The following is a 20,836-nucleotide window of genomic DNA, read 5'->3' as shown; positions in this document are numbered from 1 at the left end:
ACAGACCCTCACGTTGCGCCTAAATAGCGACCAACTTGTAATTAGCTAGAGACTTCTCTGGACATAAGCGAATATCTAAAGCATGTCCTCGACACGAGACATGCTTTACTACGTTCCTTGTTCGAGTTCTAGCTTCCACTATCAATTTTAGTCAAGACCTTAAGCTTGCTACTGCGAATATTCAGACAAAGCTCGTCTCCACAATCTTATCCATTCTCCATTATTCCTAGCCTCTTCCAAAAGTATGTTTTTATCTTCCAACTCTAACCAATTGTCCTCTGCTTGTTTCAACAGCTTGCTAACCACAACTTTACCCAGGTCTATTCGATTTTCAAGATCAGCAAAAGCATACATATACTGTCTCCAACTTAGACTTAACCATGCCGTTCCCGGCGACATCCTCATATGCTCTAAAATCAATTGAGAAAAAGGGTTGTTTTGGCTTACCTCGCTTATTAAGTTACTTCTTTGAATACGAATAACATCCGATTCTCGCAGGAATGCCATTAAGTTTTCTTCAAACCAGTAGGGCAACTGTCCTCCGCCCGCGGTTGGTTCATCAAATCTAGAACTTGTAAATCTTCGTAAGTTGAAAAACTTCCCAGTAGCGCACGATGTAGCTCCGGCTGCCTTCCAAAGAACAAAATCAGATGAACAGAAACCAACGAGGATTTCTATTCCAGAATCCTCCAAAATACTTATCAGCTTCATTGCATTCTTTAGCTCATCAGCATTCGTAAACTCTCTACGTGGAACAACATCACTTACAAAGACTAAATAAACTCGTTCTGCAATTGTTTGACTAACAACTGATGCAATATATTGCGATCTCTGTTCAGATGATAAATCATTTAGACTTACTAAAACTGTTTGGAGCGGAGTTACATTTATTTTATTAATTTCACCAGCAAAGTAATTTCCAATATTGATCATCATAGAGTAATAATCGTTGGTATATGACCTAGGAGCAAACACTGGAGAACAAGCTGAGTGACAGTTGATCCTTTGACAAGTAACTACAATATCTCGAACAACTTTCTGCCACCACGATTCATTGGAAATAATTGTCGTGTCAATATCTGATGGAAAATAAGACCACTCCCTTAGTTTCCCTCGCTCTGTTCTTGGGAAATATAACTGAGGGTCAAAAATTGTTCGCCGCCTGACTTTATGGCGGGAAAAAGGCATGAATTCGCCATTCGGTGTGGCGGAGCCAAACCGAATAAACAGCCGACAATAGCCTAATCCCTTCTGTACAATGACGGTGGATTAGGCTATTGTCGATTAAAAAGGAAAATGCTCCCGAACCTTTGGCGAGGATCCCCGGGAGCATTCACTTCATCATGTCAAAAATACTTTATTTCGGCCTTTCTTGCAAGGCTTATTTACGCACATTCGGAAATCAATCTCCTGACGTCCAGCTCTGCTGTGAAAACTGCGGTCGGCTTCTCCATAAACACGGTCGTTATTGGCGAGGAATTGTGACGAAGCATGAGGTCATCCAGATCCCGATCTACCGTCGATATTGTCCTACCTGTAGAATAACAATCTCCCTCCTGCCGGAGTTCCTGATTCCATGGGCCCGGTATGCGACTTGGGTGCGAGAAGCGGCATTAAAGCGCAAGCACAAGGGATTCTCTTGGCGGCAGACGACAGAAAGCACAACAACTCCTGCCGTGCGTTATAGCCGCCGTACGTTGAAACGCTGGTGGGCAAGACATCTGCGCCGCGCAGCGGATGCAGCACTATGGGTTGCTGGGAAACTCGTAGCCCAGGGGGACGACACGGATATGCTCCACCTTTACCCCACCATGATGAACCCAACGCCAATGGATACATTGGATTGGCTGGACAAACTGTTACCCCGATTCATCCCCGCTGGCGCATCCAGACGGGGCTATTGGACGTTTCTAAATGCGAGGTTACCTGTAGCATCACGCTTATAAATCCCTTCAGCATCCACCGCCAAGGAGCAAGGCAAACGAAAATCGCCTCCAAAATTGCTTTAAAAATCGCCTGGACGGCAAGTTGCCCTCCTGATCCCACAAAATATGCGCCCTCCCTGGCTTCTAGCGTCTATGCGATACTCTCATAGACCACAGGGAGAGGAGATTTAGCATGGATGAGCAAGCAAGGCAGCAAGAAGCCAACTTCCGTTATGGCTTAATTGCATCACTGGTTAGCCGCAAATTGGATCCCGGAGAACAGATGGCGTTGATGCGCGAAATTGTAAGCCATGAGTATGAAACGTCGTCGGGACAGCGAAGGAGAATTAGTCTACGAACGCTTGAGCGATATTTAAAAGCGTATCGCGAAGGCGGATGGGAGGCGCTGTTGCCCTCCGTCCGAGCAGACAAACTCACGACCAGGGAAATCCCCGAGGATGTGCTTGCCAAAGCGATTGCCTTAAAGCAGGAGCAACCCGGCCGAAGCGTCAGGCAGATTATTGCGATTCTGGAACTGGCGGCATTCGTGGCCCCCGGCACCCTGAAAGAAAGCACGCTTAGCAAGCAGCTTCGCCGCCGCGGCGTCACGCGCAAAGCGTTACTGAATACGGGGTGGAGCCACTTTCGCCGGTTTGAAGCCACGCACCGAAATAGCATGTGGCAAGGCGATGTGCAGCATACCCTTTACCTTCCGCATCCGGACAAGCCCGGCAAGAAGGTCATGGCCTATCTGGTTATTTTCATTGACGATTACTCTCGCTTCGTTGTGCATGGCCAGTTCTATTTCGAGGAACGTGTGGCCCGGCTGGAGGATTGCCTGAAGAAGGCGATTTTAAAGAACGGAGTGCCGGAAATGATCTATGTCGATAACGGCGCCATCTATTCTTCACACCATTTTGAGCGGATTTGCGGGCGACTGGGGGCAGAGCTTAAGCATACTCGCCCCGGACGTCCTATGGGACGCGGGAAGCAAGAAAAGTTCTTCCGATTTGTCGACCAGAGCTTTGTGCCGGAGGCATACGACCTGATTGAACAAGGGAAGATCCAGACGCTTAACGATTTGAATCGATTCTTCTCGGCGTGGCTTGAGATTGCTTACCACCAGAAAGTCCACAACAGCTTTAAGCAGCGCCCAGTCGACCGATACCAAAAAGACGACCACCCGATTCGCATGTTGCCGCCGCATGAACTCATAGAAGTATTCTTGCTGGAGGAATCCCGCAAAGTGGACAAAACGGGATGCATCTCGCTGCTGGGCACGATATTCGAGGTCCAGACAGAGCTTGCCGGCTCGAAGATTCAGGTGCGATTCGATCCGCACGACCTGTCCGTCATCCAGGTGTGGAAGGACGGCCAGCGCTATGAAGACGCGAAGCCAATGAAGCTCCGCGATCCGAAAAACCGGCCGAAGCAGGATGAACCGAAGGCCGTCATGCAACCGCCGAAGACGGGCCTCAACTATGTGGAATTATTGGTGGAAGAACAGAAACGGCAGACCCGCGAAGCGCAAGGCGCTGCGCTTTCGCGAGCGATGAAAGAGGTGAATCGCTCATGATTCGTGGTTTCTTCGGGTGGGAGCGCGTTCCGTTCACCCGGGAGATTGAAACACGGCATCTGCACCGCTCCAAGCGATTCGAAGAATGTGTAGCACGGATGCAGTATATGGTGATGACTCGCTCGATTGGCTGCGTCACCGGTGAAATTGGCTGCGGCAAGTCGACAGCCGTTCGCTACTTGAAAGACCAACTGGATCCGAACAAGTACCGGTTTATCTATCTGTCGGATGCGAATCTGAAACCAAGGGACTTTTACCGTGAACTCCTCCACCACTTCGGCTTGCCGCCCAAGTTTCTGCGCAGCGAAGCCAAACGGCAATTCCAGCACCTCGTATGGGATTTGTACGAGAACCAGCAGAAGGTCGCCATTATTGTCGTGGATGAAGCGCACCTGCTTTCAGGAGACATGCTGCAAGAAATACGCTTTTTGACGAATTTTCGTATGGACTCGATTTCGCCGCTTGCCCTGCTGCTCATTGGACAGCCGGAACTACAGGCCACGTTGCAACTGAGAATCTTCAAGCCGATTACACAGCGGATGAACGTGCGTTTTCATTTGGAAGGCTTGTCGCTCGAGGAGTGCCGCGATTACATCTCCCACCAATTGGAGGTTGCCGGAAGTACAGGGCCGGTGTTTACGACAGAAGCGATGGACGCCATATACGCGCATGCTCGGGGATATGCCGAGAGATAAATAACGTCTGCACCGCTGCGCTTCTGGATGCAGTGCTGCGAAAAGACAAAATGATTGATACCGTCCATGTGACGAGGATCCTAGCTGAATTTAAGGAACAGTGAGGGATGACAAATATGAATGAGATACGATTTCATGGAGATACCGAGCGTTGGAACGTGTACGATGGAGAAGAGTTGCTTTGCTCGCTACGTTGTGGTGATGCCGTGATGATTCAAGTAGGAAAGCACTTCTTGCCATCCAACCTTGAGCTCGATACGGACTGGTACGTGAAGTTTGGAAAGGGTCTGTCAATAATTTTGTGTAAACTCTTTTATAGGCATCTCTCCGAAGGGGAGATTAGCCTCCTCAAGGTAAGTGCTGGCCGATCCGGTCCGGAAAGAAGACGGAGAGCTGCAGGAGCATCTGTCCCCAGTTTTGAACACGACCGGTCCATTTGCGGGTGACGTCCATCGTGACTAAGTACAGCATTTTCAGTAGCGCCTCGTCGCTTGGGAAGATGCTTTTCCCTTTGGTGACTTTTCGCAATTGGCGATGATAGCTCTCAATCATGTTCGTCGTGTAGATGAGCTTACGAAGCTCAGGCGGATACTTGAAGAAGGTGGCGAGTTCGTCCCAATTGCTGCGCCATGAGCGGACAATAAGGGGATACTTGGCGCCCCACGTCTCCTCAAAGCGGTCGAGTTCCAGCAGAGCCATTTCCTCCGTAGCAGCCTTGTAGATGGGCTTCAGATCGGCCGTCACCTTCTTCAGATCCTTGTAGGAGACGTAGCGCGTGGAGTTGCGGATCTGGTGGATGATGCACTTCTGAATCTCCGTCTTCGGATAACAGGCAGAGATCGCCTGGGAGAAGCCCGTGAGGTTGTCGACACAGGTGATAAGGATGTCCTGAACGCCGCGATTCTTAAGATCGTTCAAGACGCTCAGCCAGAACTTCGCGGACTCGTTCTCGCCGATCCACATGCCCAGCACGTCCTTGTTGCCGTCCATGTCGATCCCAATGACCATGTAGGCAGCTTTGTTCACGATCGCCCCGTCTTGCTTCACCTTGAAGTGGATGGCGTCCAGGAAGACGACCGCGTATACGCCCTGCAACGGCCGATTCTGCCACTCTTTGATGAGCGGAATGATCTTATTCGTGACATTGGAAATAAAGGTTGGCGAGACCTCCAAACCATAGAGATTCTGCAGATGGTCCTGGATCTCCCGCGTGCTGACGCCTTTGGCGTACAGGGCGACGATCTGATCCTCGATCCCCGTCACGTTGGACTGATGCTTCTTCACCACGAGCGGCTCGAACTCGCCCAGGCGATCCCGTGGCACGGCAATCTCCTGGTCGCCGTACTCGCTAGTGACGATTTTCTTGCTCTTACCGTTGCGACTGTTCTTCGTCTGCTTGTTCTGCACGTCATGCTTGCTATAGCCCAGGTGCGTATCCATTTCGGCCTCTAGCATTTCTTGCAGCGTTTCGGCAAACAGGTCCTTTAGCGCATTCTGCGCATCCTGTGCGGTGACCAGATTATTCTCCTTGATGAAACTCCGCAGCTGCTCTTTCGTCCATAATCCCATGTGTGCTCCCCAACCTCTCCATGATTTCATTTTAGTAGGTTTGAGAGTTTACACAAAGTATTTTACAGACTCTTTGGAAATTCGAAGTTCTGGCTCCACCGACATGCCAAGTACCGCGTCCGACCGCTGTTCTAACTGCTCTTCGGAGCAGTTTTTTTACGCCGACAAACAAAGGCGAAATATAATTGTCTCCGAAACGGCGGTGAGGAAAGCAAAAAGCCACCGTCATTGGCGGTTCCGAATCTACCGTCAATTAAAGTGGCTGATGACAAATTTTTATACCCTTGTCTTCATACTCTTTAATTGTAACTTGTTGTCCATTCACAATTATCTTGTGAAACACAGGATCTTGTGAATTAGATTTTGCATATGCACTTGTAGTTCCAGCAAATAAAATCATACAAAATAATGACAAGACAACCTTGTTTAATTTCATTAATCTTCCTCCATTTTTTTTATTTGAAATAAGTGGGGGCTAAAGATTACAAAAGGACGCACTACCAAAATTGTCCAAAGTATTCACAAGATCATCATAATTGCTCAATTCTTGGATTCGAATCCCATTAATTACTTGAGCTTCCAACGCTAAATTAGTTGCAAGAATATGGCTGTTTTCTTCGTCCTTAAAAAGTGAATAACCGCCGTCTTCCAAAACATAATCCTTAAAAAAAGCAGGATTAAATATATCGGTTAAATTCAACTTATAATCTGCCCCTAAATGAGATAAGCTATTTATATCTAGCATTGTAATTTCTTCAGTATCATAAGATTGTTTCATTTCAGCGATAGATCCACTAATCTTTTGTTTAATTTTTTGATTATAATTCGTTAAGTCAAAATTTACAGCTTTTGCGCTTTTTAAAAAAATATAAAAATGTCCAATCCCAGAAAAGTTTATTTCTCTCCAGAAGGCATCATCCTCAAGTTTACTTTTAAACCAATTCATTAATTTATATTTTGTACTATCTTTCATCTCCATTCCTAAGAGATGATACGACTCTATTGCATAGTAGGTTGATAAATACGTTTCCTTCCCACCGTTTTTTTCTCTATCGATATTTTCCCTATCAATTATAGAGAACCCAAAGTTCCCTATATTCGACTGTAAACTCTCCAAGTAATTGAATATGGCCTTTTTAAAATCATCTTCCAATTCATCCTTTTGATAATTCAAAATACTCAGTGTATAATAAATATTGGACAAATTGTCAAAATTGCTACTATTAATAAAGAATGAAGGAGTGTTTGTGTAATAATGTTGCCGCCGAAAGATAACGTCCAATTGCTGGCGGGATTGCCTGTCCGAGAGTTGCTGAATATAATGACCGTATCACAGAAAAGGAAAAGGATGCCTCCCATGTATGTGGGCCTGCGGGAACAGGCTCACGGGATGCATCCCCCAAACAACATGGTCATTGTATCAAAGTATGAGCTGGATGAGAAGTCACCCGGCGTTTTTTGTTCGATGTGCAGAATTGGTTCCCTCTCCCTGCTGTGGAGAAGCGCTTAGTGTCATTGGCAGTCGGAAGCGGAAGCTCACCAGCGAGGACGGAGATCGCCGCTTGCTCGTCATTCGCCGGCTGCGTTGTACACAATGCCGGAAGATCCACCATGAGCTCCCGGATTGTGTGGTGCCGTACAAACGGTACGAATCGGCATGCGTGGAACAAGTCGTATCGGAACATGCGGCTCCATCTACGGTAGCGGCAGATGACGCGACTTTGCTTCGCTGGAAGAACTGGTTTCGCGAACAGACCACATACCTGCTCGGAGCTCTAAGATCTATCGCCATTCGCTTTCATCAGGACCCTGCGAAGAAGCCGTCCGTCTCTACGCAGACTGCACATCACCCTTTCGGACACTACGTCGGGGACGCCCCCGGCTGGCTGGCGCGAATTGTCCGCCCGGTCGCAAATTCAAATTTGTGGTTACATACCCGTTCTGCATTCTTGTCCGGCAAGATGCTGCGGTAGACTCATCTGGAAGTCTACCAAGCGAGGTGCAGAACAGATGAAAGATCAGAAGAAAGCAGAGGCCGTCGCGTCGGAACGCATGCAGCTCCTGTCGCCGCTGCTGGCGGAAGGGCTGGACACCGCCAAAGCCAGCCAGATCAAGCGACAGATATGTGAGCAAACTGGACTCTCCGAGCGGACGCTGCGCCGGTATCTGGCCAAGTATCGCCAAGACGGCTTCGGCGGCCTGAAGCCACGAGGCAAGGGACGCCAGCCGTCAGAGGAGATCATTCCACCAGAAATTGTGGAGCAGGCCATTTTGCTGCGCCGGGAGGTGCCCGGCCGAAGCGTTGCCCAGCTCATTCAGATCCTGGAATGGGAAGGCCGTATAAAACCCGGGCAGATCAAGCGCAGCACGCTGCAGGAAAGATTAGCAGAGCGCGGTTACAGCACGCGCCATATGCGCATGTACGCCGAATCGGGCGTCGCCGCACGGCGGTTCCAAAAGCGCCATCGTAATCGCTTGTGGCACTCGGATATCAAGTATGGCCCGTACTTGCCCATCGGCCCCGGAGGTACCATGAAGCAGGTATTTCTGGTGACGTTTATCGACGACGCGACGCGGTTTGTGCTTCATGGCGAATTCTACCCGGTCATGGACAAGACCATCGTGGAGCACTGCTTCCGCCAAGCCATTCAGAAGTTCGGCGCTCCCGAGGCGGTCTATTTCGACAACGGCAAGCAGTACCGGACCAAATGGATGACGAGGGCATGCTCCAAGCTCGGGATCCGGCTGCTATTCGCGAGGCCCTACTCGCCGGAGGCGACCGGCAAGGTCGAACGGTTTAATCGCGTGGTGGATGCGTTCCTGAGCGAGTCCGCGCTTGAGAAACCGAAAACGCTCGAGCGGCTCAACGAACTGTTTGCCGTATGGCTGTCGGAGTGCTATCAGAACAAGCCGCATTCGGCGCTGGAGAACAAGCGTAGTCCGGAAACGGCGTACCGTAGCGACAAGCAAGCGCTTCGGTTCGTGGATCCGGACGAGCTCGCGAATGCATTCCTGCACTGCGAGACACGCAAGGTCGACAAATCCGGCTGCATCAGCTTCATGGACCGGAAGTACGAGGTCGGCCTGCCGTTCATCGGCTGCACGGTGGATGTGGTGTTCGACCCTGCGGACATCACCGAGCTTACGATCGAGTACGAAGGCCATATACCTTGGCGCGTGCGGGAACTCATCATCGGCGAACGCGCAGGCAAGCGGCCGCAGCTTCCGGAGCATATCGGTCCGCTGCCGGCAGATGCGTCAAGGCTGCTCGCGGCAGCGGAGGATCGCAGCAGGAGTCGCAAAGCGGAGCAGGCGCCGGCCGTGGCTTATCGCCGGATGACCAAGGAGGACGGTCATGTTTGAGTCCTTCTACGGCCTTACCCGCTCACCATTCTCCCGGGACATCTCGACCAGCGAGTTGTACGAATCGGTCACGCTCGAGGAAACGCTCGGGCGTCTGGAGTACGCTGCCCAGCGGCAGTGGTTTGCGGTTGTTACCGGCGATTGCGGCACGGGGAAGACGACGACGATTCGGCGGTTCACCGAAGTGCTGGATCCGGCAAAGTACAAGGTGCTCTACCTATCGGACTCTAAGCTGACGCCGCGGCATTTTTACAAGGGGTTGCTCGAACAACTCGGCTGCGAATCGAAGTTCTACCGCGGCGATGCCAAGCGCCAGCTGCACCGCGAGATTGAGCTTATGCGCGGTATTCATCGATTGCAGCCGGTTGTCGTCGTCGACGAGGCCCATCTGCTGGATCGCGAAATGCTGGAGGAAGTGCGTTTCCTGCTCAATTTCAAGATGGATGCACAGAGCCCTATGGCGCTCATCCTGGTCGGTCAAAGCGAGCTGTGGGATCGCCTGAATATGCAAGCGTATGCGGCGATCCGCCAGCGGATCGACCTGCAGTGCAAGCTGCCGCACTATGATCGTGCCCAGACCGGCGATTACATTAGGCGTCACATGACGTTCGCTGGCGCGGAGCATGACATCTTTACCGACAGCGCGATCGACGACATCTACCGATTCTCGAGCGGCGCCGCAAGGCTGATCAACAAAGTATGTACACATGCACTCATCTACGGCTCACAGAACAAACATCGGATCATTGACGATCATATGGTCAAGCGTGTCATCCAGGGAGAATTATCGTGATTCTCCCTTTTCCTTAAACATCAGGGGACAGATTGACCATCACCAGCAGGACAACTTACACCGTCAACTGGCGGGCATTATGCGTTGGCAGTAACAGTAATAACTTAAATCAATATAACAAAAACTCTTATCAATTATTTGGGATATCTTTGAATAATAAAAAGCGTTGTATAGATCTATTGTTTTAACTAATTTGGGAACTTGATGACTTTGAGTTTCACTATTCGATGTACATGAAAGTAACACAAAGCACATAGACATTATAAGAATAAGTTTAACCATTTTCATTCATCTGCACCACCTTGCTTTATTTTAAATGTTTTGCAAATTAATTACAGGACCGGTGGTACTATTTTTTTATAATTTTTGTATTTTTTTGTAGATTTATGTATAATTGGTTTTTCGGGAAAGGGGGGATTGTATGTTGTCAAATGTTGTGCTTATTTTCCTAATATTGATTCTTCTAGGAATAGAGATATCTTTAAGGAATATTAATCCTAAATTACGAAAGCCTATAGAATCAGGCTTTTGAAGACGCAGAACTTGGATTTCACAACCAATTATGGAGGCAGAATATGCAGTCAAAATGGAATGCGAGCAAAAATGCCGTTACTTTCCCCCTCCCCACATGAAGGGGCAACGGGATTTCCAAGACACAAATTGGGATTATCGTTTATTCCAATAAAATACTTTTTCGCTCCATTCGTCGCCATGCCCACTGGTTTTGGAAAGACGTACTCAGTTTCAATGTCATTTGGCGGGCATGCTGGACAAACACACCTGCACAAACAAAAAACGTTCGCCGGAACCGCTGGATGGTGTAGGATCGGTGAATCGGCTCACAACAATGATGCTTGAATCGCTCAAAGAGATTATAGGCGAGCAGCTTTAAGAGCAGGTCGATTTCATTGGCGGCAAACGACTGCGTTGGAATGCGGTGGATGGCAAAGCCATTCTTGCCTTCCTTGATGTAGTTCTCCATGCAGCAGCGCTGGTTGTAGAACCGCCACACATCGATGGCTTCCCATTCCTCCGTTGTGACCATGGCTTCGTATTGCCAAAGCAAATCCAGTTCCAACTGAGACTGATCCCCGTCCCAACGCGGCATTTTGCGGATGACAGCAACACGACGCATCTTCTTCCAACCGATCGCTTGGTAGGCCAGCACGATGCCTTCAATGATCCAGTCCTCGTCCACAAAGCGTGTCCAATGCGCACAGGTTTTGACTTGGTCCTGGAGACGACTTGTCCATTTCAGCTTGCCGACGTAGCCGATCTGACGGGACTCCCAGAACGCGTAGAAGTCTTCTCCGCCAAAGCCTTTGTCAAACCGGGCATAGCGTACGTGGTGGGATTCCAACAACGCCAGCGTTTGCCGGGCAAACGAAAGGACGTCGGTCGAACTGCTCGTGTTGCCGGGACGCAGCGCGGCATTCACTAGCATTCGCGACTGCCCTTCGTACACGAGAAGGGGATGATAGCTCTTTCGGCCGCGCTTCTGACTGTTAAAACCGACTTCCGCTCCCTGCTGGTTGCCGTACACCGTCTCAACAGTCGAATCCAGATCGAGAATCAAGGAGTCGGGTAGCTGCGGTGCAATGATTTCGACATTCAGGTTTCGCAGGGCTGGCGCTAAATGGTCGTGGGCTTTGCCCAGACGAAGCAATTCCTTGTTTAACAATGTGTGATGCGGCACCCGGCCGCCCAGCGCCTGGGCGATCAAGGCATCACCTTGTAGGGATTTGAAATGAAAGAGACGTTCGCAGCCCAAAATCCAGCCGATGATGAGCATCTGCAGAATGCGATGCGTCGGAAAGATGGCATTCGCCGCTTTGGCTAGTCCAAGGCTCCGAAGGGCTTGATTCAAACCGATGTTTTCAAGAAATCCGAGGATCACCTTGCTTCCTGCAAAATTTGTTGCATTTCTCATAGAAAATGCCGTTTTCAATGACGCGATTTTTGTGGTAGACTTCACCTTAAGGGTGCTCCTCTCTTGGTTGGTGATGTTCTAGGCAAACACCATTCTACCAAAGATCTGGGCACTTTTTCATGTTTTTATGAGGTGGTACTTTCGTAATTCAGGTTAATAAAAAATTTAATGATCTTCTGGAAATACAAAAAGAATTGCTGAATGTTATTAAGAAAAAAAAAGAAGATTAAGGCAGAGGGACTTCCTAACTCAACTTTCGCAGCTTGAAATCGGCAGATAAGCCTTGATGTAGTTGGGTAAAGCCGCAATCCATTGCTGGAGTTGACGCTGAATAAGCGTTGAAATCTTCTTACCGGCTTTCGTAGCGATTTCGTTGATCAGATCAATCAGTTGTTGCAAGGCAACTGCCCAGTCAATTGCGCCAACTTCATCGCATAGCAAATAGAACAGGCCGCCAAACGAGCGTTGATCGGTGCTTTGTCGATGTTGCCAAGCGAGCAGAATGTACCGCGTAAACACAACCGTCGTGTGGCTGACCAGCAAGTCATACGAACGGCCTTGAAACTCTTTTTGCAGGCGCAGCAAAGACTTTGCGCACTTAAAGAAAACTTCTATGTCCCAGCGCATTTTGTAGATCCGGATGATCTCCTCAGCAGTCAAGGCGAGGTCAGTCGAAAGGATGGCGAGCCCTTCGTTTTTCTTGGAGCGATGGCGGACAAACAACACCGTCACGGGAATGCCCGGCGCGAGCTCCGTTCGAATAAGACGCAGAATGTTGCGGTTCTTGCCTTCCACTCGTGGCGCAGCTTCATACAGCGACTTCAAGCAAAGTCGTTGGCCGTCAACGATGTAGCGCTTGGTATCGTTTTTAACCATGCCAATCACATGGACGCCGCGCTCGACGATTTCTCGAATAAGAGGCGCATGAGTAAACCAACTGTCCATCAGGGCATAGGAAGCAGTCATCCCTGCGGCAATCGCGCGGTCCAGCATAGCCGCGACAACTTGCGGTGCGGGGAGAAGCGCTTCCTGGCGACGCTTATAGCCGGAAGTTCGCTTATCGATTTCCTTCATCATCCCGTTGATATTGGACTTCACGGAGCTCAGCAAACTAAAATCGACCGGGATAAACGAATGGCCATCAGACCAGCCCATCGTCAGCATGCGAAATCCCTTGTAGAACGCACCCGTCGCATGATCTTTAAAGCGGGCGAGCAGTTCCACTTTTTTGCTTCGATTGCGTTCGAACATCGAGTCGTCAAAAATGAACGCGGTATCCCGGTCGTTGGAGGTCAACTTTTCGACGCGCTGAATTATGTCGCTGCTCAGCGATAACAAAAATTTCCGCCGCGGGTGCCCGCTATGATTGAGAAATCGATAGAGCGTATCCTTTCCCGGAAGAGACTCGCCTTTCTTGCTCTCCAGCAGGCGAAACCAGTTCTTCTGGTGGAAGAGAAGAACAAATACAAGCGTAAACAAAAACGCGCAAGTAAATCCGAATTTCTTCTTGAAACCCGCGCCGTTCAAGTGTTTGATGACGTTCAAGTCTTGAAAGGCCGGCTTGATTTCTTTTGGCAGTTGATTGAATAGCTCATTTTGTTTTATCATGTAGGAAACACCTTTTCTGCGTGGTTTTGGGATCTCGACAATTCCAATTATACCACACAGAACGGTGTTTTTCATTTCGTCAACCCCAGAACCAAATCAGCACAAACCCAATCCTATCAAAGGATTATCGTCATTATTGCTCTGCGAAAGTTGAGTTAGATACTATCTGTAATTTAGTTTCACGCATTTTCTTCCGGTGTAGGGGTTGGATCGTCGATCGGTGATAAGGATGATCTTTACGTTCGATTAAATGATTAAATGATGATTATTAGCTTGTGTTTGATTTTTGGGGCTTTCCCGTTGAAAGAAAATGCCCCTTCCGCAATGTCGGCAGAAGGGGCCACGCTTAAAAAATGGTGTTCGGTTGTCTCGTCGAAGGCCATCTCGATCTTGTCGATCCGACGCTTGTCATTTAGCGTGATTTTCTGGATGATGAGATGCAACAGGGTCTTACGCTGGTCAAAGGATGACTTTTGTAGAAGGTACTCGAAACGCTCGATCAGGGAGCTCACTTGCTCGTAGCTGACCGTCTGAGAATTATCGCCGCTTAGCTCGAACTCAATCTCGGACCTCCGCGTAAGCAGTTGGTCGCGTTCGGCGTCAAGCTCGCTCATCCTTCCTGAAAAGAGCTCACGGTCGAAGTCATCCATCTCATAAAGATCGAAGTATTTCTTCCGTTTTTCCTCGATGTTCGCGATCCTTTCGCTGATCGCCTCGAGTTCCTCCTGGAGCGGTTTGATCCGGTTCTTCTTCCGATTGTTGATGCTGGCGACGATGCCTCGGAGGATGTGTGGCTTGACGAGCACTTCCCGGATTCGGTCAGTTACGAACCGCTCGGCGTCGTCCTTGCGGATGCTGTTGGCGCTGCACACGGCGCTCCCCTTGCTGCGGAAGTTGCCGCAGGAATAGTAGGTTCGTACTATCTTGCTGCCGTCCTTCGCGGTGTTCTTGGTGACGCTGGCGGTCATGGCTGCGCCGCATTGTGGGCAGCGGAGGAGGCCTGTCAGCAGGAACTTGCCGTCAAAGTGCTTAGGTGACTCGAAAGACTTCTTGCTACGGAGGTACTGAACTTTCTCCCAAAGTGCCTCAGGGACTGTAGCGAAATAAACACCCTAATAAATTACACATAAGGCTGGAAATGAAGAAAGCGCGATGTAGCGAAATCTGGTAGACTGGTAGAAACAACGGCTTGGCAGGAGAACGGCCTCCAACCCGAAGGAGGAATCCTCTCATGCAGAATACGTTGAAGCAACGTTACGAACAATTGAGCCCCTTTCTGAATGAACGTCAGAGACGATTATTTGCGGCAACTGAAGCCCTCGCTTATGGTCGTGGAGGGATCGCATTCGTCGAACGAGAATTGGGAATCAGTCATAAAGTCATCCAAGCGGGCATTCGGGAATTGAAGAACCCGGAGCAGATCGACCCTGAACGGATTCGGAAATCGGGTGGGGGTCGGAAGCGAACGGTGGATACGGATCCGACGCTGCTGAGCGATCTGGAGAAGTTGATTGATCCCGCTACCCGAGGTGAACCCGACTCGCCTCTGCGCTGGACGAACAAGAGTACGCGTAAACTCGCTGCCGCCTTGAATGAAATGGGGCACAAGACCGACAACAAGATGGTAGCCACGCTATTACACGAGCTCGGCTACAGTCTGCAGGCCAATCGAAAAACAGAAGAAGGCGGTCGTCATGAAGACCGTGATGCGCAATTTCAGCATATTCACGATCAGGTGCAGGCCTTCCAAAACGAAGGAGAGCCGGTGATCTCCGTGGATACCAAGAAAAAAGAGTTGCTCGGCGACTTCAAAAACGGCGGTGTCGAATGGCAACCCAAAGGCAGCCCGGAGAAGGTACGCGTTCATGATTTTCAAATCCCCGAGCTCGGAAAAGTCAATCCATACGGCGTCTATGATCTCAGCGCGAATGCCGGATGGGTGAGCGTAGGCACGGATCACGATACGGCAGCTTTTGCGGTAGAAAGCATCCGCCGTTGGTGGACGGCGATGGGTCAAGCTACCTATCCAAACGCCACGAAGCTCCTGATCACAGCGGATGGAGGCGGAAGCAACGGCTCTCGTGTACGGCTGTGGAAGACGGAGTTGCAGACGTTGTCGGACGAAACGGGGTTGTCCCTATCGGTCTGCCACTTTCCACCGGGGACGAGCAAATGGAACAAGATTGAGCATCGTCTGTTTTCATGCATCACCCAGAATTGGCGGGGAAAGCCGCTAACCAGCCACGAGGTCATTGTCAATCTGATTGCGTCCACGACGACAACAACCGGGCTGAAGGTACAGGCCGAGTTGGACACAACAGCGTACCCAAAAGGAATCAAAGTAACGGATGAAGAACTGGCCCAAGTAAACCTAGAAAAAAATTACTTTCATGGAGAATGGAATTACACGATTTCACCTAGAAATAGGTAGTTTAATTTGCTACAGTTCCTTAGGCTCGCCATTTTGGGGCTTCGACAAGCTTCCGGTATCCCTCGTCATTGGGATTCGAAGCCTTCTGCGCAATCGGAAAGGCTCCTTGCTTATGCTTGTCATGGCGGCTTTGTCATCCGCCGTGATCGTGTTCGGTTATGCGATCACGAGCAGCATGTCTGCCCTGCAGGAGAAAGCGGGTCAATGGGGGTACGATACCTCCGACGTTGTCGCCACCGTATTCAATCCGTCGGGCTTTAATCGAGATGAATTCGAGCGGGCGCTTCAATCCGACAGTCGTATCCTGTCCATCGGACGGGCTCACAGCCTGACCGGCATTGTGGAGGGCGATTCCGATTCGGAATCGGCCGGGATTGCCATTATGACATTCGAAGGAAGCCTCGACGAATTCGGCTATGCAACATTATCCGGCCGCAACCCGCAATATAAGAACGAGATTGCCATCGGGGTAAACGTGGCGCGAACGTTCAACAATGATGTCGGCGACACCGTGGTCGTGTATATACAGGGTCAGCGAAACCGATACCTGGTAACCGGTATTTATCAGGCCATTGCGAACATGTCCAATTCAGCGCGATTAACAGGGGAAACCCCGTTTTCGGCATCGAATGCGTTGCCGCTAACCAGTGAAGGCTTGCTAGACTATATGATCCGATTGAAGGACAACGCGCAGGCCACCGCAGTCGCAAACGAACAATGCCGAATTCCAGAATTCGGCAACGATCGTCCCGCAGCAGACGCTTATCGATCCGGTGTATAGCGTCGGAATGACCGCCAACGGGGTTCGGTTGGCTCTTGCGACCGGGAGCGCGGTTGTTAGCGCGATTGGCGCCATTGTCGGCATATTTGTCGGAATTTACGTGCTGCCCGTTATTTTGGAGCAGGTGTTGTCCGCATATGGAATCGTACAACTGCCGCTCGTCCTGAATGGGGGCGTTAGCGCGGGCCTGGCGAGAATTCTTGTAACGGAGTAGGGATTTTAAACAGCGGAAGAAATCGCGGAGCTAACCCTTATTGGCGGCGGATATTTGGCGTTGTCTGCGGTAAAAAGGTGATTTAGGCATGGCTGCAACGAGTCGGAGGGATACCTGATTGGGTATGCCCTCCGATTTGGCTTTAACGGAGGCGGGAGCTAGTCTCGAATCCATTTGATTTGCTAGTTTGCTTTTGCCATTTATTCTTTATGCGGACACATTTGTTCAAGTGTAAAAAGTTATGTCTTGTTGCCGGCATTAACACGAGTCCTGCAATCGTTTTTTTGCTCCAATATTCGGCAATGCCGCTTGCTTCCGGAAGAATGGCGTTTTCTTCGAACAGCCTTTTGATTCTGCGATCTGGAATTTTGTCTCTGAATTCGCCCGGTTGCCGTGACGAAATGATTTGCCGCGTTTGTTTTCCCACGGCGATTCTATATTCGAAAAGCGCATCTATATGAATATGCGAACTTAATTCCGCGATATCGTCATCGCTCATGCTGTTGCCGCTATGGGGAAATCGGATGTTCAATTTTTGCAGCCAATGATCGGAGTGAAGCACCTGCTGACCGTCAGCGACCAAAATATTCATCGTCATGTCCTCGACCCTTGCCATGTGCCAGAGATGCCACGCGATTGAATTTTTGGTATCCGGAGCATTTACCGGATATCTCCTGAATGTACGTTCCTCCAGGCGTTCCAGAACGACATCCTCCAATGTAGGGATGCATTCGTTGCTCATCTTTGAGGAATGCAACAAAGCGTGATGATGAAGAAATAATTCAAGCGCCCGGAAATGTTCGTTTGGTTTTAGAATGATTTCGGTTAACAGCTTATGGTTTTCATTCCAGGCCCTTCGTTGTTCCAAATCCACTCGAATCAACTCCAATAAAAATCGGGAAGCTTGACAGGAAGAACCCGCATGTAGTTCTAATTCGACGGCGTGTCCTCATTATCCTGGCTTTGCTAAGATTAACCTCTCACCCCCGAGCCATTGCATTCGAAAGGGCATCCGGAAAGTATTTCCCGGCAAAGCGCAAAAATTTGGAGAAGCCCGGAACAACCCTTTTTTTGTTGCGCTCCATTCCTCGGATTCCGTGGTTCACGAGCGTATCCAGGCTCATATTGGGAGCGCGGCCGCCGCTTTGGCTGTCCGATTCAAGATTGGTTTCCGCAACGAGGGGCGGGACAAGCTCCATAACGTGGATATTTTTTCCTGATTTCTTGAGTTGGATTCGCAGCGCGTCGGTAAACATATGAACTCCTGCCTTAGTAGCCGAATAGACGGGATGAATGGGCGAAGTGACGTAGGAAAGACCGGAGCTTACGGTTACGATCATGGCTTCGTCTTGTTGGGCCAATTGCGGGAGCAGCGCTTCCGTCATCCAGATGGTCCCGTTTAAGTTCGTGTCAACCTCCGCGGTAGTTCGCTCCAAATCGAGGTTATCGTCCATCAGTTCGAATGCGCGCATAATCCCTGCCGAGTTGAACAAGATCGAGGCTTCCGGGTAGCGGTCCCGAAGGAATGCGGCCATTTCGCGAACGGAGTTCGCATTGGAGACATCGCCTTGCAGCCCGATAAGCCCCTTATGTTTGGTTGTCGCTTGATCGAGTGTTGCTTGATTCCGGCCGATGACGATAACTTTATTGCCAAGACTCAGCAATTTCAAGGCGAATGCAAGTCCGATGCCCGAAGTGCCGCCGGTAATGACGATCGTACGATTTGAAAGCTTCATAAGATGTCTCTCCTTTTCGAGTTACACATTTTAATATTTGTAACCTGCGAGCAAATTCAGCATACAATGCCAAGTTACAAAAGTCAATAGTTGTAACTGATCGCGTCAATCTTTATAATAAGACCATGAAAACGTTAAGCAGAGAACTTATTTTGGAAACCGCACATCGAATGGTCGTCGAACACGGGATGGAGAAAGTGAATCTGTCCAAGGTCGGCTCCGAGCTGGGGACGACTCACGCTGCGATCTACAAGTATTTTTCGGGCAAGGAAGAGTTGTGGACCGAGCTTGCATTGTCGTGGCTGGACCGTGAACTGGCGAGGATTTTTCCATTTGACACGGATAAGTATTCGTCTACGAAGGACATCGTGCACGACTGGCTATGGATCGTAAGCCAATCGAAATATGAAGCTTATGTGCGAGAGCCGGAAATGTTTAAGCTGTATACGGCCTATATCGATCGAAATCCGGCGGTACTCGCTCGGCACATCGGCGATTTGGCGGGCAGCTTGAAGGCGGCGAGCGGCATTGAGGACACTGGGCGTCTGCATGCGATTTTGTTGGCTTTTTCTTATTTTTCCGCGCCGGCTTACGCGGACAATTGGCTGAGGATGGATTTCAAAGCCGAATTCGAAGCGGTCTGGAAACTGATCGAAGCGGGGATAAACGAGTGGTAAGCCTGAGCAACGTTGCGATACAGCCAATTTTAGCCGTACGGGAGTTCACCCGTACGGCTAAAGGTATCAAAAGGCCCCAAAGCGGCTGCCTGCGGCCACGCCTTTGGGAGATATGCGTTCAATCTCTGCCAAATCGTCGGCTGTCAGCTTCACTTGCAGCGCGCCAAGGTTCTCATGGACACGGTCCAATCGTTCGTTCCCGGGATGGGAACGATCTGCTCGTCCTGTGCCAAGCCAAGGCAGATTATTCCAGCAAGCTTTTCGTTGCCTGATACATTTTCTCCGTGTATGCGTCTATTTCGTCTCGAGACATGCGCAAGCGGGCGGCAGAAGTGCCATACCCGATTTCCTGCTTGCCTTCGGCCAATTGGCTGAATATTCCGTCCGAGAATTCGTCCAGCGGTTCTCCTTGGACATGCAATCCTGCCCCTCCGAGATCGGTATTCACGGCGGGAGGAGCGACTTCAATGACTTCGACGGACGTATCGGAAAGCTGATGTCTGAGACTCATGGTAAAGGAATGAAGCGCCGCTTTGGTTGCCGAATAGATCGGGGCAATCGCGAAAGGCGTAAAAGCCAGTCCGGATGTAACGTTTAGGATGGCCGCCGTTTCTTTGGTCGCAAAATAAGGAGCAAACAGCATGGACAGATGGACAGGGGCGTCTAAGTTCGTGGTAATTTCTTTGCGGTAATAATCCCAATCGTTTTTCGCATCCGTTTTGAGCACATTAAAGCGTTGTTGGGTTCCGGCATTATTCACCAACACGTTGACTTCCGGAAAGCTCCCAGTTACCCAGTCAAACAACGCGATACGATCCGATTCCAAATCGAGATCGCTTACGCGAGTAATAAGGCCGGGCAGTTTTTCCTTGGCTTGTTGGAGCGCGTTTTCGCGCCGGCCGCAAACGATTACCCGATTCCCCGCGTTCATAAATCGTTCCGCAAACGAAAGCCCTATTCCGGAGCCGCCGCCCGTAATCAGTATGGTATTGCCGGAAAGCTTCATCACCGCATCGCCTCGATTTGTTTATGGTAGCGTTCAATCTTTTCATCAATTCCTTGCAGGTACTGCGTCATCAATGAAATTTCATCCAAAACTTTCTGCCTGTGCGCTTTCATCATGTCAAGCCGGCGTTCGATGGTGGCATCTCCTTCTACAACCCATTCCATATACTGCTTAATGTCGCTTATTGGCATGTGCGTATTTTTTAAGCAAGTAACGGCTTGAAGGAGCGCCATCTGACGTTCCGAAAATAACCGTCTGCCCGCTTCGTCGCGCTCGACCAGAGGAAGGAGCCCTTTCTTCTCATAATACCGCAATGCGGATTCCGGAATGCTGGACTGGGCTGAAGCTTCGCCGATGGAAAAATACTTCATTCGGAGGCCCCCAAATTTTTTATTTCGGTTGTCGACAAGGTTATGATACGACTTAAACCATGGTTTAAGTCAACAGGGAAGTTTCATGCAAACGGGCAGGCTGACGTGAACGCTTGAAGGGGAAAATAACGAAAATAATGTTTGCATGGGGCCAAAAGATG

Annotated in this window: 21 protein-coding genes; 10 read left to right on the top strand and 11 right to left on the bottom strand. The window is 49.8% G+C overall.

Annotated features, from left to right (window positions below; genetic code table 11):
* Nucleotides 1–168: 168 nt before the first annotated feature.
* A complete protein-coding gene (locus tag JW799_RS07235) occupies nucleotides 169–936 on the bottom strand; it encodes a hypothetical protein (protein WP_205429271.1) in 768 nt (255 codons plus the stop codon).
* A gap of 407 nt (nucleotides 937–1,343) precedes the next feature.
* On the opposite strand from JW799_RS07235, the gene JW799_RS29980 reads away from it, so the two are divergent.
* The 4 genes from JW799_RS29980 (at nucleotide 1,344) to JW799_RS29975 (ending at nucleotide 4,642) form a co-directional block, all read left to right on the top strand.
* Nucleotides 1,344–1,946, top strand: a complete 603-nt coding sequence (locus JW799_RS29980; RefSeq protein WP_420830679.1) for a DUF6431 domain-containing protein — start codon at nucleotides 1,344–1,346, stop codon at nucleotides 1,944–1,946.
* Between the two features lie 172 nt (nucleotides 1,947–2,118).
* Nucleotides 2,119–3,501: a DDE-type integrase/transposase/recombinase gene (locus JW799_RS07230; RefSeq protein WP_080832306.1), complete on the top strand. Its 1,383-nt coding sequence runs from the start codon at nucleotides 2,119–2,121 to the stop codon at nucleotides 3,499–3,501.
* Nucleotides 3,498–4,196, top strand: coding sequence for an ExeA family protein (locus JW799_RS07225; RefSeq protein ID WP_205429270.1), 699 nt, complete (start codon nucleotides 3,498–3,500; stop codon nucleotides 4,194–4,196). The genes JW799_RS07230 and JW799_RS07225 overlap by 4 nt, the downstream gene beginning before the upstream one ends.
* Nucleotides 4,197–4,303: 107 nt before the next feature.
* Entirely contained in the window at nucleotides 4,304–4,642 is a 339-nt protein-coding gene (locus tag JW799_RS29975) for a DUF5348 domain-containing protein (RefSeq protein ID WP_420830602.1), read from the top strand.
* On the opposite strand, the gene JW799_RS07215 is transcribed toward JW799_RS29975, so the two are convergent.
* From JW799_RS07215 to JW799_RS07205, 3 genes are all read right to left on the bottom strand, one after another.
* The gene (locus tag JW799_RS07215; protein WP_080831775.1) at nucleotides 4,545–5,765 is read right to left on the bottom strand and encodes an IS256 family transposase; all 1,221 of its coding nucleotides are present in this window, start codon (nucleotides 5,763–5,765) and stop codon (nucleotides 4,545–4,547) included. The two genes, JW799_RS29975 and JW799_RS07215, sit on opposite strands and share 98 nt — an antisense overlap.
* A 253-nt stretch (nucleotides 5,766–6,018) precedes the next feature.
* Nucleotides 6,019–6,201 (bottom strand): hypothetical protein, encoded by a 183-nt coding sequence (locus JW799_RS07210; RefSeq protein WP_205429268.1) that lies wholly within the window; start codon nucleotides 6,199–6,201, stop codon nucleotides 6,019–6,021.
* Nucleotides 6,202–6,240: 39 nt separating this feature from the next.
* Nucleotides 6,241–7,047 (bottom strand): prenyltransferase/squalene oxidase repeat-containing protein, encoded by an 807-nt coding sequence (locus tag JW799_RS07205; protein WP_420830601.1) that lies wholly within the window; start codon nucleotides 7,045–7,047, stop codon nucleotides 6,241–6,243.
* 79 nt (nucleotides 7,048–7,126) lie between these two features.
* Here JW799_RS07205 and JW799_RS28435 point away from each other — a divergent pair, with 79 nt between their 5' ends.
* From JW799_RS28435 to JW799_RS07195, 3 genes are read left to right on the top strand one after another with little or no spacing between them, the layout of a single operon-like run.
* Nucleotides 7,127–7,738 (top strand): DUF6431 domain-containing protein, encoded by a 612-nt coding sequence (locus JW799_RS28435; protein WP_338026234.1) that lies wholly within the window; start codon nucleotides 7,127–7,129, stop codon nucleotides 7,736–7,738.
* A 37-nt stretch (nucleotides 7,739–7,775) separates the two neighbouring features.
* Nucleotides 7,776–9,128, top strand: coding sequence for a DDE-type integrase/transposase/recombinase (locus tag JW799_RS07200; RefSeq protein ID WP_080832320.1), 1,353 nt, complete (start codon nucleotides 7,776–7,778; stop codon nucleotides 9,126–9,128).
* Complete coding sequence (locus tag JW799_RS07195) at nucleotides 9,121–9,921, top strand: ExeA family protein (protein WP_080832321.1); 801 nt, start codon at nucleotides 9,121–9,123, stop codon at nucleotides 9,919–9,921. Before JW799_RS07200 ends, JW799_RS07195 begins: the two co-directional genes overlap by 8 nt.
* A gap of 673 nt (nucleotides 9,922–10,594) precedes the next feature.
* On the opposite strand, the gene JW799_RS07190 is transcribed toward JW799_RS07195, so the two are convergent.
* From JW799_RS07190 to JW799_RS07180, 3 genes are all read right to left on the bottom strand, one after another.
* Nucleotides 10,595–11,896 (bottom strand): IS1380 family transposase, encoded by a 1,302-nt coding sequence (locus JW799_RS07190; RefSeq protein ID WP_080832311.1) that lies wholly within the window; start codon nucleotides 11,894–11,896, stop codon nucleotides 10,595–10,597.
* Nucleotides 11,897–12,100: 204 nt separating this feature from the next.
* Entirely contained in the window at nucleotides 12,101–13,459 is a 1,359-nt protein-coding gene (locus JW799_RS07185) for an IS4 family transposase (protein ID WP_205432865.1), read from the bottom strand.
* A gap of 254 nt (nucleotides 13,460–13,713) precedes the next feature.
* Nucleotides 13,714–14,466 carry a recombinase zinc ribbon domain-containing protein gene (locus JW799_RS07180; RefSeq protein ID WP_275901509.1) on the bottom strand — a complete coding sequence of 251 codons (753 nt, stop codon included), beginning with the start codon at nucleotides 14,464–14,466 and terminating at the stop codon, nucleotides 13,714–13,716.
* 224 nt (nucleotides 14,467–14,690) lie between these two features.
* Between JW799_RS07180 and JW799_RS07175 the strand changes: the two genes are divergently transcribed.
* Together JW799_RS07175 and JW799_RS07170 are read left to right on the top strand one after the other, a co-directional pair.
* Nucleotides 14,691–15,890 carry an ISAzo13 family transposase gene (locus tag JW799_RS07175; protein WP_205429265.1) on the top strand — a complete coding sequence of 400 codons (1,200 nt, stop codon included), beginning with the start codon at nucleotides 14,691–14,693 and terminating at the stop codon, nucleotides 15,888–15,890.
* Between the two features lie 112 nt (nucleotides 15,891–16,002).
* On the top strand, nucleotides 16,003–16,671 hold the full coding sequence (locus tag JW799_RS07170; RefSeq protein ID WP_205429263.1) for an ABC transporter permease: 669 nt from the start codon (nucleotides 16,003–16,005) through the stop codon (nucleotides 16,669–16,671).
* Between the two features lie 356 nt (nucleotides 16,672–17,027).
* Here the strand turns inward: JW799_RS07170 and JW799_RS07165 are convergent, their stop codons facing one another.
* Both JW799_RS07165 and JW799_RS07160 read right to left on the bottom strand, forming a co-directional pair.
* Nucleotides 17,028–17,759 carry a DinB family protein gene (locus JW799_RS07165; protein WP_205429261.1) on the bottom strand — a complete coding sequence of 244 codons (732 nt, stop codon included), beginning with the start codon at nucleotides 17,757–17,759 and terminating at the stop codon, nucleotides 17,028–17,030.
* Nucleotides 17,760–17,865: 106 nt separating this feature from the next.
* Complete coding sequence (locus tag JW799_RS07160) at nucleotides 17,866–18,621, bottom strand: SDR family oxidoreductase (protein WP_205429259.1); 756 nt, start codon at nucleotides 18,619–18,621, stop codon at nucleotides 17,866–17,868.
* 152 nt (nucleotides 18,622–18,773) lie between these two features.
* Here JW799_RS07160 and JW799_RS07155 point away from each other — a divergent pair, with 152 nt between their 5' ends.
* Entirely contained in the window at nucleotides 18,774–19,298 is a 525-nt protein-coding gene (locus JW799_RS07155; protein ID WP_240353195.1) for a TetR/AcrR family transcriptional regulator, read from the top strand.
* 244 nt (nucleotides 19,299–19,542) lie between these two features.
* On the opposite strand, the gene JW799_RS07150 is transcribed toward JW799_RS07155, so the two are convergent.
* Together JW799_RS07150 and JW799_RS07145 are read right to left on the bottom strand one after the other, a co-directional pair.
* Nucleotides 19,543–20,304: an SDR family oxidoreductase gene (locus tag JW799_RS07150; RefSeq protein ID WP_205429255.1), complete on the bottom strand. Its 762-nt coding sequence runs from the start codon at nucleotides 20,302–20,304 to the stop codon at nucleotides 19,543–19,545.
* Nucleotides 20,304–20,675, bottom strand: a complete 372-nt coding sequence (locus JW799_RS07145; protein ID WP_205429253.1) for a MerR family transcriptional regulator — start codon at nucleotides 20,673–20,675, stop codon at nucleotides 20,304–20,306. The genes JW799_RS07150 and JW799_RS07145 overlap by 1 nt, the downstream gene beginning before the upstream one ends.
* Nucleotides 20,676–20,836 lie beyond the last annotated feature (161 nt).

This window comes from Cohnella algarum (genome assembly GCF_016937515.1).
Lineage (GTDB): Bacteria > Bacillota > Bacilli > Paenibacillales > Paenibacillaceae > Cohnella > Cohnella algarum.
This window is presented reverse-complemented; position numbering and strand designations above follow the sequence as displayed.

Coding starts and splice junctions, on each gene's coding strand:
- JW799_RS07235 (WP_205429271.1), bottom strand. CDS start 936: ATGATGATCAATATTGGAAATTACTTTGCTGGTGAAATTAATAAAATA.
- JW799_RS29980 (WP_420830679.1), top strand. CDS start 1,344: ATGTCAAAAATACTTTATTTCGGCCTTTCTTGCAAGGCTTATTTACGC.
- JW799_RS07230 (WP_080832306.1), top strand. CDS start 2,119: ATGGATGAGCAAGCAAGGCAGCAAGAAGCCAACTTCCGTTATGGCTTA.
- JW799_RS07225 (WP_205429270.1), top strand. CDS start 3,498: ATGATTCGTGGTTTCTTCGGGTGGGAGCGCGTTCCGTTCACCCGGGAG.
- JW799_RS29975 (WP_420830602.1), top strand. CDS start 4,304: ATGACAAATATGAATGAGATACGATTTCATGGAGATACCGAGCGTTGG.
- JW799_RS07215 (WP_080831775.1), bottom strand. CDS start 5,765: ATGGGATTATGGACGAAAGAGCAGCTGCGGAGTTTCATCAAGGAGAAT.
- JW799_RS07210 (WP_205429268.1), bottom strand. CDS start 6,201: ATGAAATTAAACAAGGTTGTCTTGTCATTATTTTGTATGATTTTATTT.
- JW799_RS28435 (WP_338026234.1), top strand. CDS start 7,127: ATGTGGGCCTGCGGGAACAGGCTCACGGGATGCATCCCCCAAACAACA.
- JW799_RS07200 (WP_080832320.1), top strand. CDS start 7,776: ATGAAAGATCAGAAGAAAGCAGAGGCCGTCGCGTCGGAACGCATGCAG.
- JW799_RS07195 (WP_080832321.1), top strand. CDS start 9,121: ATGTTTGAGTCCTTCTACGGCCTTACCCGCTCACCATTCTCCCGGGAC.
- JW799_RS07185 (WP_205432865.1), bottom strand. CDS start 13,459: ATGATAAAACAAAATGAGCTATTCAATCAACTGCCAAAAGAAATCAAG.
- JW799_RS07175 (WP_205429265.1), top strand. CDS start 14,691: ATGCAGAATACGTTGAAGCAACGTTACGAACAATTGAGCCCCTTTCTG.
- JW799_RS07170 (WP_205429263.1), top strand. CDS start 16,003: ATGCTTGTCATGGCGGCTTTGTCATCCGCCGTGATCGTGTTCGGTTAT.
- JW799_RS07160 (WP_205429259.1), bottom strand. CDS start 18,621: ATGAAGCTTTCAAATCGTACGATCGTCATTACCGGCGGCACTTCGGGC.
- JW799_RS07150 (WP_205429255.1), bottom strand. CDS start 20,304: ATGAAGCTTTCCGGCAATACCATACTGATTACGGGCGGCGGCTCCGGA.
- JW799_RS07145 (WP_205429253.1), bottom strand. CDS start 20,675: ATGAAGTATTTTTCCATCGGCGAAGCTTCAGCCCAGTCCAGCATTCCG.